The organism is Microcoleus sp. Pol14D4 (assembly GCF_036701245.1).
Taxonomy (GTDB): domain Bacteria; phylum Cyanobacteriota; class Cyanobacteriia; order Cyanobacteriales; family Microcoleaceae; genus Microcoleus.
This window is the reverse complement of record NZ_JAUBQM010000116.1, coordinates 1-12914: the sequence shown is the minus strand read 5'-3', so window position 1 is coordinate 12914 and position 12914 is coordinate 1. Positions and strand designations below refer to the sequence as shown.

The following is a 12914-nucleotide window of genomic DNA, read 5'->3' as shown; positions in this document are numbered from 1 at the left end:
TATCAACAAGGTATGCGGGCCGCAACCCTTATACAGTCTATCTCGTAGACCTTTTTGTCACCCCCCCAGGATTTTTAATATTCAAAAAGATAACAGCATTTCCTGTGTTTATGGTGCAGTGACAACAGGCAGTATCTGGAGGTTCATGAAACTAGAAGATAGGACGGTTTATAGTAAACTACCCGCTACCAACCGCGTATAGCGGTATAGTGGGGGCTTTCAATAGCCCGCTATGCATCACCGCTCAAAGAACAGCAAAGCCCCGAACCTTCAGGCTGGTTTACAACAACCCCAAGAGCCGAAATATTTTTCGCCCCGTTATAATCTGCATCGCCAACATAGCCACAATGTCCACAAACAAACTGCTTACCTTGCCGATAAGATTCACCCCGAACCGGGTGGATATGGTTGCAGTTATGGCAAGTCTGCGACGTGTATCTAGGGTCGATCAACAAGATTTTTACGCCATATTTTATCGCTTTGTAAATCAAGAATTGCCGCAATTGGAAGAACGCCCAACTATTACTCAACCTCCGCTCTTTTTTGCTGCGAGGAAGGCTATTGGTTCGCTCTCTGATTCCGGTCAAATCTTCCAAAGCAATAGCTTGGCTACTCGACTTAGCCCTAGTTATCAGTCGATGGCTGATGGTGTGATTTACCAATTCCTGAAAGCGTTTTTCCTTGCCCGACAACCGTTTCAACAATGCTCGACATCTGCGTCGAGCACTGCGTGTGCCTTTCGTAGCTTTTTGTTGGATATCCGCTCTAAGTTTGGCGTAATGATTTCTAATTGCGGTAATTTCTTTGCCGCTAAATTTATCCCCTTCGGATGTAACAACAATGTCAGTTCGCCCCAAATCACACCCCAAAACTTTGTCGGTTTCGATTGGTTCTGGTGGTACAGATTCAAGCTGAATGTTCAGATAGTAAGTACCATCTTTACGTTTTACTAGCGTGGCTGTTTTGGGGACTTGCCCCTTCAACAATCCAAGCTGATAGTTGCCAATAGCAAGTGGAAATCGCTCTCTACCGTTGATAGTGGTCAAACTTACAGTCCAGTCTTTCTCTCTGAAAGAGAAGGTGCGGGGGTCGTAAGTGGCACTTGTTGGAGCAAAGTTTTTAACTGGCTTGCCATCTTTCTTGGCCGTTTTCCTGTTACCAGAAACCCGTCTAATCGCATGAATCGCCAACTGAGCAGACAAGCCGAATCTAGTTCTGACATCGTGATAAACCAAGGACTGTATCGCCAACTCGTTTGTCAGAGTTGGAGGAGCAGTTTGGTTCACGTATTCGCAAGCATTAGCAAACGCCAGGAGCGTCGAATCGATTTTCGTCGATTGCTCCGGCGTTACTTCGAGCTTGCAAGATACTGTCAGGACTTGTTTCATGACGCCACTATATCTCAACGCGTGAAACTATGACAATCAAATAATTTGTTCGTTTACTTATACACCGCCTCACTTGTTTAGCGCCTACGGGATTATCGATTTGGTTGGTGGTGCAATGGCTCTCTCACGCGCATTGCTCACGCCACCATACCGTTTCGGTATGGTGGGGGAATCCTGCTGTTTTAGTTGAAAATATTCAACTAATTCTAGGTATTTTAATGCAAATTGTTCAGTTGACTCGCCCAACCCTTCCGTGCCTTTGAAGTTCCCTAGTACATTGTACGATCGCACCGTCCCAAGACTGCGATCGAAGTTAACTCGGCGGTTAGAACCCATACCTCAGATATCGATATATGACGTTCCGTGTTTCAGTCTAGCGATCGAACTTAAATTCTTTTCAACAATCTTCCCCGTACTAAACTTGACGATAATCTACTCGTCAGACTAAATATTAACTTGCTGTTTCAACGTGGGGCCCAACGGTGGTTTACCGCGATGCTCTCATATATCGATATCTGATGCCGACTCTCGATATATGATACTTAAATCATCTACTTAATTCAAAACCATGCAAATTCGACTAGCAGTCATCAGCAATGCTGGCGGCACTGGCAAAACCACACTTTCAGTTCACCTCGCCTACGAACTGGGGTTAAGGGGTTTGAAAGTAGCCATTATGGATCTCGACCCCCAAGGCTCCCTGACCCTTTTTTGCGGTCTAAATCCGCCAGAGCCAGAACACACACTGTCCGCCATAATGCGAGAAAGCTTCAATGGCTCTTGGCCTCTTACTCCTAGCTGGAGTTCCCACACCAATAATATAACCGTTTGTCAAGGCGGAATGACGCTGACGCAAACAGCAGACGAGTTAGTTCTGCACAAGCGTGGCGCTTATCTTCTGGGCGATTGCCTGAGTGACTATCCAATGGATCACGACCTAATTATCTTCGACTGCCCCGCTACCCTCGGCCCCTTGCCCTTGATGGCACTAACTGCTTGCACTCATATAATAGTGCCCGTACAGCTCGAACCAAAATCAATTCAAGGAGCAGCTCACCTGCTGGAGTGGTACTACCACCATTGCAAACAATTACGCCTCAAGCCGCAACCAGAAATCTTAGGGTTTGTACCCAACCAATACGATACTAAACGAGCCGTCCACCGACAACTTTTAGAGTCCTTGCCAGCCCAGCTAGAGCAGATGAATATCCGCGTTTTTCCACCTATTCGGGACAGTGCAGAATTTGTCAATGCCAGCGGTCAAGGGTTGCCATTACACCTTTATCGCCCGCTTCACCCAGCTTTAGGCGACTTCAAAGAAATTGTTAAACAGTTAGCTACTTTAATGGGAAATGGAGTTGCTCCGGCTATTGCCAAAAAAGGAAAAAAAAAGAAATAGTGTTTGATTCACAGTCACAACTTGCGCCGGCGAAAACGAATCCTTCGTTTTTGGCTTATAGGCATGAACTGACTTCTTCCAATCCCCAATTTAAAATCTAAAATCGCTATGGCCACCCGTAAAGCTCCTGACTTGGGAAATTATTTTTCATCCGCCAAGCAGTCAATGCACCTCTCTGAAGCTGAATCCGAGATTCAGGAACTCAAAGCAGAAATTGAAGAACTGCGAAAATCGGGTTCAACGGAATTGGAATCTCAATTGACTGCACTGCGAGAACAACTAGAATCCGCCAGCGGTATCCTCTCCATTTCACTAGACCAAATTCAGCCTAATCCTGAACAACCCAGACAGACTTTTTTGCCAGAAAGTATCGAGTCCATGTCCCGTTCCCTCGCTAGTGACGGACAACTGCAACCCATTATCTTGATTCAACGGGGGGATTTGGTGATATTCGATGGAGAGCGGCGCTGGCGCAGCGCTAAAAATCTGGGCTGGGAAACTTTACAAGCTGTGATCGTTCCAGAACCCGCGGCTTTGCACCGCAAAGCACTGCTGACTTCCCTGCACCGGGAAGATCTCAATCCCCTCGATAAAGCAGAAGCTATTGTGCGGGAGTTGTCTGAAAATACGGGTTTGGAAGCTGCAACTATCCCCCGCATTCTCTCGACAGTGGTGCGACGCTTGAACGCGCAAAAACGGATGAACTTGGTTTCCGAGTTGGTGACGGTGGCACCTGACGAGCAGCAACAGGGTTTGGCCGCTGTGGGTTTGGATGAACAAGAGTTGGCCGTTTTGCGGACACTGTTGGATTTGCAGCTCAATCCCGCTTCTATCGATGCCAACATTTTCCCGATGCTGTCTTTGGCTGATGACCTTAAGACTGCTATCAGGCAATTAGGACTTAAAGGGGTTCATGCAATGGCTCTTTCTAAACTCTCTGCTAAAAATTTAGTCTTGCCAGAGGAAGAAGCGCAGCCGATTAGAGTTCAAGCAACCGATCGAGTTATTGCCGAGAAATTGTCGGTGACTCAAACTCGTAAATTGGTGCAAGAAATTATTAATTCTAATCTGGATGATTTCCCAGGGGCAGCCCGCCAATTCAAGCAGGTTAAGTTGGCAGCCGGGAATTTGAAAAAGCTGTCACCGCAAGTGTTGGAGCAAGCTGAGGTTGAACAACTGGTGGAGTTGCAGGAGGTTTTGCGCCAAAAGCTGGCGGAAATTGAGGCGGTTTTGAAACAAAATGGTGGGGAATAATACCAATTTCATAAATTTCTGCTACAGAGGCAGTTCTAACTCCTCCCCTCGAACGGGGGAGTTGAGGGGGTAGATATTTAGCGATATTTTATGAATTTGGTATAACAACAAAGTTTCGATCGGGCTGTCTGCTGAAATCGATCGACTGTTTCTACCCATCGTTTTTATCGATGGCCTTCGATCTGATTAGCTGCCAGACAATCTATAATAAACGAATTGCATTGTGGAGGTAGTTATCCATGAGGCAATGCAAGCTTGTGAGTCAGTTTGTGAATTTTTTGATAAGTTGTTCTGTCTGACGGTAATTTCGATCGCAAAACAGCTTTTTGTTGGTTGTAGCAAGCACCGATCGCCTTGAGGAGTTTACCATTAATAGTCGGCGGGTTAAATCTTGCTTGATTCGATATATGTGGCAACCTGAAAACACATTGTCCTTATGAGAGACCGCGATCGCATCCAACAATACGCTCTCAAACTAGGTAGAGAAGGTAAACTCCTATATTCAATATTAGTGAATATTGCTACCCGATTGCATCACGCTTTGAAAACAATTATATCTCAAAACAGTGGAATAAAACACTTACCGTATCGCGATTTAAAAATCACCCCACAATTATTAGGAACTATTGAAAAAACATTCGAGAAATACTTGACATCAGATTTTTTGGAAAAGAATGCAGAGTGGATACTGAATCAATTAGAACTCTGGAATCGAGGAGAAAACCTATCGGATATTCTGCCTGGAACGATCGCTTTTCACCCTGACACATCCTTACCCAAATCCGAATCCCGGACAGAATCTCAGATAATTAGTGCGTGTGGATATCATGCTGCCGATGAATTACTACAACAAATAAATATACAAAATCTATCAGCAGCTCAGTTGGCAAAAATCTTAGAACTTGCACCCCTTCCAATTCCAGTAACCGAACCCCCATTATTCAAGAATAAATCTGTAGAAGCTGTTCCAACAGCAGCTCTGATGGCTTCCAGTCTCCGCGCGCAGATCCGACCTGATTTGTGGTATGAAGCTGCCAGCAGTATTGCTGTTTTTCAACATGAAGCAAAGGGTAACTCAAACAATTATATCGAGCATTACATTTCCAGCCCAGGTGACATTACCCTGCTGCCTTGGAACGAAGCCCAGCAAATCATTGATAAGTTTGGGTTTACCAGCGCAAAATTGCACATTATTTTTGCAGCTCACACCATGAAACAAGAGACTCCTTGGCACAGCAGCTTTACACTAAAAGCCAGCGATATTGTTAAGGAAATGGGATGGGATAAAAATCACAAAAAAACTCAAATAGAAAAACTGCTAGAGATTGCTAATACAGCATTTGCCCTTGATTGTTTGTTGGTCAAAGCTGTTTGGATTGAGGGAATGAACAAGAAAGGGCAAATTATAGCTAGTGCTCCTGTAGGGAGAATGTGGAATGTCTACATCAAACCCCAAGGTCAGTTAAATTTTGAAGGTAAGATAGACAACCCCCATGAAATCTACATCACAGTCCAACCCGGATTGTGGACTCAGGATTTTTTGAACCGAGCTGGAGCCAAGTCGAGAGAAGCGTTATATCAGTTTGGCTATCTTTCCCAGCAAGTGCTGAGAATCGATCCGTACCATAACGAATTTGCCTTAAGACTAGCAATTCATGTCACCATAGAAAGCCGATTTCACGCCAGTGGTGAATACCGAGTTTTAACGCTACTAAAAGCGATTTTACCATCTCCACAAATTGACTCAGCTCGCAGCGATAATCGCAAAGCCTACAAATTAAAGCATAGCTGGGATAGTGCCTTAAAACTATTAATGAATCTGGAGTGGCAAATAGAATTTGACCCGGAAACTTATCCAGATAAACTTCAGCCTGAGAACAAAGAAAGAAACCCAAAAGGCTACCTGGAATGCTGGCTGGCGGCCAAAATTACCATCCTTCAGCCAGAACCCATCCCACTTTTAATCTCAAAGAAGACCCAACCCAAACAATTAAAGCGCGCTTCGGCAAAACCACTCTCGATAGCAGGTGCTTCCGTGCGAAAAGCCCGTGAAGGTAAGGGGTGGACTCAGAGAAAATTAGCTGGTTGGTTGGGGGTTTCACAGTCGCTGATTGCTCAGATAGAGCGTGGTCAGCGGACTGTCAGCCCGGAAATAGAGACTAAATTGCTCGCTCTATTGGATATCGCTGAGTGAAGTCGATCGCATTTGAGATTGGAGATTTTAGATCGATGGGGGTTTGAAACTTGTCGGCTGTTGAATTCAGTTTTGGGGCGCGGTACTCGTACCAAACTGACTCGTCGCCTCACTGGTCGCTGCTTCGGAAAACTTATACCATTTCTCCAAAATAATGCAACAGTAGTTTGTACCGCTCGAATCTAATTGTATTGGGTACTCGACCCGCATTGTAGCAGCATTTTAGAGAACTTGTATTACCCAAAGCTGCTCATAGATTGGGTTAGTGTTTTTTATCCTACGATCGTGACTTCAAGCAGATAAAAAACTTTGACCTTGCGCTGTGTCGATTTTAGGCACGTTAGAGAATTTTGATGTTACCCAGCAAAAGCCTTACTAATCAACAGCAAGCAAAAATTTTTTACGCCCGATCAATAAAAGATTGGTTATTCAAGTTGTTATTCAATTTGAGCGATCGCAGCGACAGAGCCTGGGGCTGGCTGCGTATCTTGCGGGTGCCATGACTTTCTTAACGCAACCTCAGTCCAGACTTTACCGGGCTGTATCTTTACTGGTTTGAGCTGGTTGTCCAGTTTTGTCCGGTATCTCGCGGATAGCTATGCAGGTGAACGCATTCAAATACTCCTATTTTCAGAATTAGCGAGATCCAGCGAGCCTAAAGGGCTAGTTGCCGTAATCAAGCTGACAGCAGCCGTGTAATCATAAAAAAAACTTAAAAAATCGAGCTTGAACCCTTACAGTATATGGGTTTAAGCTTGATTACAAAAACATCCACATCCCAGGACAATTTTATCCACATCCCAGGATAATCTTATCCACATCCCAGGATTATGATTTTTTGAAACTCTTGCTATATATAAGTTTCAGCTTTTGATTACAACTTTTATAAGTCTGACAAGACTGATCCGCCACCACATCCCGCGACGATCGACCTGGCAGGATGGAAAAAATAATCGCACGGGCTCGACGATCGATCGCCAATGCAGCGCGATGGAGCGCATCTCGCCTTCCTGCTGCAAGCACGAGCGGATACCCCGCGACCAAATCCGACCAAATCCATAACAACCCCTCTCGCACGCTTCTAGTAGCTACCACAGCCGCTAAAAGTGACACGCTCATTTTTCCCGCGAACAAAAAATGGTTGCAGATACAACTACCTGGCACAAACCACCACTCACCAGATATGCCTCAATTTACGAAGCCCTGGCCGACGTACTCGAAGGCGCTACCCCCAGCGCCATCAAACTCGCCCTCTACCTGTACAGAACCTGCATCGGCGGCAAACCAGAGGAAATCGACATCTATGACATCCCCTTGGGCGAAAAACGAGCCACAAGAGTCCGAAACGGCAAGCCCTACAGCCCCAACACCAGGCGGGCAGCCCTCAGACAGCTCGAAAAACTCGGCTTGGTCAAAATTCTCAAAAACTACGGGCGTGGCATTTTTCGCATAGCAGTGCAGCACCTGGGCGACGTTCGCCCCTTCACTCACACCAATTCAAAATTCCAAAAACTGAGTAAGCAGTCAAAAAATCGACTGAACCAGCCAAAAATTGAGCAAACAGGGGGTTCAAACCCTGATGGTGCCGTACTCTTTACAAAGGATAAAAAAGAACAGCAAAGCACTGAAAACATTGCTGCTGTTTTTTTTAATTTTTCTAAAGAGGAAGAAAATTTAACATCACCAGATAAAAAACCACAGCTTGTAACTGAAATCAAATCTAAAAGCACTGAATTAAATAAAAATTCAGAACAAGAACTAAAAACCTGTACTGAAAATAAATGTTCCGCCCCAACCGCTGAATGTCTGAGAATTAATTCAGATAACAGTCAGGCAGTCGATGTGGCAATGCCTTACACTTCTGAACAAATAGGTTTGACCTCTAAACCCCCGCAAAAACTGCTGACAGAACTCAACAGCCTCGACAATCCAACAATCTCTGCCGCCAAATCACCAATACTTACCAATAAAGCTGTCCCGTTAAGTCCTGAAATATCTTCGCCCGTTACTCCCCAAGTTCCTGAAATTGTCGAAGCGGTTGCAATTGCCAACCCCGATGCGACTGAAACTGTCAAAGCCGTTCCAATTACTAATCCTGATGCGACTGAGATTCTCAAAGCGGTTGCAATTGCCAACCCTGATGCAACTGAAACTGTCGAACTAATTGCAATTGCCAACCCTGATGTAACTGAAATTGCCGAAACGGTTGCGATTGCTAACTCCGAAGCAACTGAAATTGTCGAAGTGGTTGCAATTGCCAATTCCGATGCGACTGAGATTGTCAAAGCCGTTCCAATTAGTAATCCTGATGCGACTGAAATTATCGAAGTGATTGCAATTGCCAATCCCGATGCAACTGAAATAGTCGAAGCCGTTACGCGAGCCACAGGAGGCATGAATCCCGAATTAAAAATTTGTGTACTCCAGCACAGCTTAAACGAAATCCAAGCCGCCATAAACTTGCTGCAAGTCCGAAGCCAAACAAAGCAAATATCCAACCCTTCAGGGTGGGTCGTTGATTGTTTGCGCGGTCGCTGGTGGGAAAAAACTAACGGTTTTCAAAACTCGAACCCAACAAATGTTGTTTCGTCTCCAGCTTCAACAGGCTCTTCTCCAACTCCAAAAGATTCTCCTTCTGCTCAGGCAACAAGAATAACTGAGGATTATGTTGACCCTCATTATATGCCATTAGAAACTCACCGAACGTTATGCGAACAGTTCCAGCAACTAGGCAAAGAAGCTTTTGCAGCGCTAGGTATTCAGCAGCAAATTTACTTGCAGTGGATGCATCGATTTCCTCAGCAACTCAAACAAATTTTGAACAAATTGTCTACTACTTAGCTATGAGGCCTAGCTGTGAAAACACTGATTATTCAATTCCTGTAGACAAGACAGTTTCCAATTCTGTAGGCAACTAACAACACAGTTCAAGTAACAACAATCTCAAAGGAGAGTACCAGGTATGGGAGTCAGTTTTGTTGACAAAATTATTCCGAGTAACATTGATGCAGAGGAAGCAATTTTAGGCGGAATTCTGATCGATCCAATCGCCATTAACCGAGTCGCAAATATTCTGCGTCCCGAAGCGTTAGCAATTACAGTCCACCAACACATTTATCGGGCCGCTTTAGCGTTGCACTCTAAAGAGCAGCCCACAGACTTGATGAACGTCACCACTTTTCTCGACGACCACAACCTGCTGGAAGTAGTAGGGGGTCAAACTAAACTGGTAATGCTGGTAGACCGAACTGTTTCAGCCGTCAACATCGACCAATATGCCTTGCTAGTTGTGGACAAGTTTGTCCGGCGCGAACTCATCAAAATTGGTAATGACCTGGTGCAGCTTGGCTACGAAACTTCCACCGAATTGGATGCCATACTAAATGAAGCCGAGCAAAAGATTTTTGTCCTCAATAAGTACAGAGAAGAGCGACAGAAAGCTATTCGGCCTCTTTCGGAATACTGCCACGAACTTTGGCGATATCTAGATGAAATTGAGGAACAGCGCTTGGAGACTGCTAACTACTGTCCTGGAATCAGCACGGGGTTTTACGACCTCGACGACCTATTGGGAGGGGGATTTTACCGAGGCGAATTGATTGTCATAGGAGGTCGCCCCGGCAGCGGCAAAACAGCTTTGGCTTGCGCGCTTGGGTACAACATTGCTTCCCTCCCCAGGAACGGTCGGGTTTTGATGTTTTCGATGGAAATGCCGGGTCGGGACTTGGCAGCGCGATTAATGGCACTTGAGAGTGGAGTGTCTGTGAAAGATATCAGGCAAGTTAACCTAGCTGGTAAGTACGAAGTGCTAGCTTCGGCTTTGGGGAAAGTTAGCGATGCTGATTTTTGGATAGACGAAAGTTTGGAACCGTCTCCCTTGGAGATTCGTTCGAGAGTTAGGGAATTTGTTTGCGAGCGCGGCCCCTTGGGTTTGGTAATTGTTGATTACCTGCAATTGATGGTGAATTCAGCGGATGAAAATTTTGTCAATAAAATCAGCGAAATTACGCGGCAGATGAAGATTTTGGCTCGCGAGGTTGACGCGCCAGTTGTGCTGCTTTCCCAGCTCAATCGGGGGGTAGAGACTCGCACAAATAAACGTCCAAGTTTATCGGATTTGCGTGGATCGGGTGGGATTGAACAGGATGCGGATGTTGTGCTTGGAGTTTACAGGGACGATTATTACAATCCTGATTCTCCCGATCGGGGAATCGCTGAAATTATTGGATTGAAAGGGCGCAATAGCGGAACGGGAACGGTTAAGTTGCTGTTTGATGCTGAATGCTGTCGGTTTCGGAATATCTATAAACTGCCGTAATAGTAAAGGACAGGAAAATATTGAGCTCTGTCGCCTTACTTCAAGAGCCCAATCGCCTTGACAAGCTGTTCCGGCTGTACCTCCAAATAGCGCTGGAGACTCGACAAATTTTTGTGTCCCGAAATCTCCATAATCACCCGCAGCGGCACCCCAGCATTGCTCAAGTTCGTGAGTGCTGTCCGCCTCATGGAATGCGTTGAAGCTCCCTTAATTCTTACCCGCTTGCAAGCTTCTTTAAAAATCACATCCGCCTGAGCGCGAGTCAAAGGCTTCGTATTGTCTCGCCCCGGAAACAAAAGACCCACATCTGGATTGTAAGCCTTTAAATACTTAGCCAGCATAGGATGGAGCGGCAGCGTTCGCGTTGCTGATTTCCCCTTTGTCGTCGCTTTCCGCAACGTGACTGACCCCCCAACAATGTCGTGAGTTGTTAAAGCTAACGCCTCTGAAATGCGGCAGGCGCAGTAAAAAGTTACAGCAAACAAAAGCCTGTCCCTTGCTGTAATAAAACCCCGGTCAAACAGTCGGTCAATTTCTGCGGGCGTCAAAATCTTAGCGCGCCCATTCCCTTGAACCTTCACGGCGCATCCTTGACGGGTAAATTCCTTCATTATTGGACGAAAGGGATGTTACGTCAAGTAGGCTAACTGGCTTCTATTCTTTGATGGCCAACCAAATCCGGCTTAATCGCTTTCTGGGCAATCGGAGGCGCTTGTTGCAACTCACGTCCCGCTTATTGCTATTCAACTGACTCGAATTCTCGGGAAAGTTGATAATCGGCAAGGTAGCGATCGCGTCTATGAGGTCTCTGAAGGTAACAGGTTCAAGGGCTGTCATAACACCGCGCCACCAAGAAAATTATTAGTAACTCATCTAATTATACTATTGTTTGATTCTACCTGCAACCTTTTTTGCTGGCTGGTTATATTCTGAAGAACAAGTCATCAATATTCTCCAATAGTTATTCTACTTCCCGGTGTGGTTCGATTTGGAGACGTTTGTCTTTCGTCGCACCTCGCTGACGAAAGCAACTACACCTTTACTATACCAGTCTGCTGCAACCGGACTTGACATCAACGCGATTGGGCGGTATCTCAAAAAATTGATAGCCTAGCCAGAGTTGGGCTTTGAGAATAGTTCGTCAAATATAGATTCCAATTGATTGATTTAAGGAAATATCGCGCTGCAATTTCTTTATCAAGAAATTGACCTAAAAACCTATCAAAACAAATCTGTTGCAGTCGATGCAAAGTTGAGAACTCATGTCAATCTCAAAAGGAAAGCGAGATTTGATTTCGGCCCTGCCACTAAAACAGTTGAAGGATATACCACCTTCAACTGAGTTGCCTGCAAATTTTGCCAAAATTCATCTCCCGCGCTTTGAGTGCGGCTTTAGGGTGCGCTGGGCTGATGTTGGCGAAGAAGGTGACAGAGGAATGGTTATAGGCAAATTTTACAACTATGAACAGCGTCAGCGTTGTTGGATGTGGTGCTACATCATTTGCCTTACTCCTGATTCCAAGAGTGCAAAGTGGTGTCAGTTTGATACTGCCTGGGAGGAAGATTTGGAGAAGTTTGAGGATGATAAAAAAGCAGCAGACTTTGACAGATAGAGAACGCAATTTGATTGCAGTTTACAGTGAATGCCAATTCGGAATGACACCGAGGCAGTTTTATGCAAAGTGGGGAGTGAGTTATGAGGAAATTGCTTTTATTTGTTCTCGTTCTGATTCTACAGTGCGGGGTTGGTTTAGAAAGGGGGAAAATCGCCGATTCCCTACTGCTGTCGATTTGCGTCATTTGGCTTTAATGGATTTTCTGCTGGAGCATTTTGAGGAAATTCCAGAGACATTGGTGGCTTTCCTGTGTCCGCCTTGCGAAGAGAATAGCCTGGATTAATAGTAGCGGCGCGTATACCGGAAAGACTGTTTAGGGCAACGACTGTATGCGTTATCACAAGCATATACTGCTGACTTGTTCCAACAGTTTAGGTGGCTGCCATACACCAAGCTTTTTCAGCATCAAAAGATAATTTGAGCTTGTCTTAGCACAAACCTCGTCAAATATCAATGTCACCGTGACCTGTCTTTGACAAGATTATTCAATTACTGTCTTGGCAAGCAATGAAACAAGAGCACAATCTGTTACTTTTAATGCTGAGGTACTAAAATGACCTACTCTGAAAAATTGCACCCGTGGTGTATCATTAGCCTGCTTCCTAATTGTCAGCGTGTTATTGTGGCACGATTTCGTAAGAGAAACGATGCAGACGATCATCTACGGGTTGTAACTGCTCAATAAGTGCTGATAAGCAAGTATCGCCAAAGTAACTCAGACAAGGCCTGATGGCCTCAAGCTGAG

Annotated in this window: 13 protein-coding genes; 7 read left to right on the top strand and 6 right to left on the bottom strand. The window is 45.2% G+C overall.

Features of this window, described 5'->3' with window-relative positions:
- Positions 1 to 230 precede the first annotated feature (230 nt).
- Together QUA33_RS25995 and QUA33_RS25990 are read right to left on the bottom strand one after the other, a co-directional pair.
- Positions 231 to 1388, bottom strand: a complete 1158-nt coding sequence (locus QUA33_RS25995; protein ID WP_333147403.1) for a transposase — start codon at positions 1386 to 1388, stop codon at positions 231 to 233.
- Between the two features lie 84 nt (positions 1389 to 1472).
- A complete protein-coding gene (locus QUA33_RS25990; RefSeq protein WP_333152408.1) occupies positions 1473 to 1724 on the bottom strand; it encodes a hypothetical protein in 252 nt (83 codons plus the stop codon).
- A 232-nt stretch (positions 1725 to 1956) separates the two neighbouring features.
- Here QUA33_RS25990 and QUA33_RS25985 point away from each other — a divergent pair, with 232 nt between their 5' ends.
- Both QUA33_RS25985 and QUA33_RS25980 read left to right on the top strand, forming a co-directional pair.
- Complete coding sequence (locus QUA33_RS25985; protein WP_190655507.1) at positions 1957 to 2787, top strand: ParA family protein; 831 nt, start codon at positions 1957 to 1959, stop codon at positions 2785 to 2787.
- A 108-nt stretch (positions 2788 to 2895) separates the two neighbouring features.
- Positions 2896 to 4041 carry a ParB/RepB/Spo0J family partition protein gene (locus QUA33_RS25980; RefSeq protein ID WP_333152406.1) on the top strand — a complete coding sequence of 382 codons (1146 nt, stop codon included), beginning with the start codon at positions 2896 to 2898 and terminating at the stop codon, positions 4039 to 4041.
- Between the two features lie 233 nt (positions 4042 to 4274).
- Here the strand turns inward: QUA33_RS25980 and QUA33_RS25975 are convergent, their stop codons facing one another.
- A complete protein-coding gene (locus tag QUA33_RS25975) occupies positions 4275 to 4457 on the bottom strand; it encodes a hypothetical protein (RefSeq protein ID WP_333058103.1) in 183 nt (60 codons plus the stop codon).
- A 20-nt stretch (positions 4458 to 4477) separates the two neighbouring features.
- Here QUA33_RS25975 and QUA33_RS25970 point away from each other — a divergent pair, with 20 nt between their 5' ends.
- Entirely contained in the window at positions 4478 to 6235 is a 1758-nt protein-coding gene (locus QUA33_RS25970; RefSeq protein WP_333152404.1) for a helix-turn-helix transcriptional regulator, read from the top strand.
- 828 nt (positions 6236 to 7063) lie between these two features.
- Here QUA33_RS25970 and QUA33_RS25965 read toward each other — a convergent pair.
- Entirely contained in the window at positions 7064 to 7348 is a 285-nt protein-coding gene (locus tag QUA33_RS25965) for a hypothetical protein (RefSeq protein WP_333152402.1), read from the bottom strand.
- Positions 7349 to 7372: 24 nt separating this feature from the next.
- Here QUA33_RS25965 and QUA33_RS25960 point away from each other — a divergent pair, with 24 nt between their 5' ends.
- Together QUA33_RS25960 and dnaB are read left to right on the top strand one after the other, a co-directional pair.
- Positions 7373 to 9076, top strand: coding sequence for a hypothetical protein (locus QUA33_RS25960; protein WP_333152400.1), 1704 nt, complete (start codon positions 7373 to 7375; stop codon positions 9074 to 9076).
- A 121-nt stretch (positions 9077 to 9197) separates the two neighbouring features.
- Positions 9198 to 10553 carry a replicative DNA helicase gene (dnaB, locus tag QUA33_RS25955; RefSeq protein ID WP_333152398.1) on the top strand — a complete coding sequence of 452 codons (1356 nt, stop codon included), beginning with the start codon at positions 9198 to 9200 and terminating at the stop codon, positions 10551 to 10553.
- Between the two features lie 35 nt (positions 10554 to 10588).
- Here the strand turns inward: dnaB and QUA33_RS25950 are convergent, their stop codons facing one another.
- Both QUA33_RS25950 and QUA33_RS25945 read right to left on the bottom strand, forming a co-directional pair.
- Positions 10589 to 11164: a site-specific integrase gene (locus QUA33_RS25950; RefSeq protein WP_333152396.1), complete on the bottom strand. Its 576-nt coding sequence runs from the start codon at positions 11162 to 11164 to the stop codon at positions 10589 to 10591.
- A gap of 43 nt (positions 11165 to 11207) precedes the next feature.
- On the bottom strand, positions 11208 to 11390 hold the full coding sequence (locus QUA33_RS25945) for a hypothetical protein (RefSeq protein ID WP_333152394.1): 183 nt from the start codon (positions 11388 to 11390) through the stop codon (positions 11208 to 11210).
- Between the two features lie 425 nt (positions 11391 to 11815).
- Here QUA33_RS25945 and QUA33_RS25940 point away from each other — a divergent pair, with 425 nt between their 5' ends.
- Both QUA33_RS25940 and QUA33_RS25935 read left to right on the top strand, forming a co-directional pair.
- Positions 11816 to 12166 carry a hypothetical protein gene (locus tag QUA33_RS25940; protein ID WP_333152392.1) on the top strand — a complete coding sequence of 117 codons (351 nt, stop codon included), beginning with the start codon at positions 11816 to 11818 and terminating at the stop codon, positions 12164 to 12166.
- The gene (locus QUA33_RS25935; RefSeq protein ID WP_333152390.1) at positions 12135 to 12452 is read left to right on the top strand and encodes a helix-turn-helix domain-containing protein; all 318 of its coding nucleotides are present in this window, start codon (positions 12135 to 12137) and stop codon (positions 12450 to 12452) included. The genes QUA33_RS25940 and QUA33_RS25935 overlap by 32 nt, the downstream gene beginning before the upstream one ends.
- Positions 12453 to 12914 lie beyond the last annotated feature (462 nt).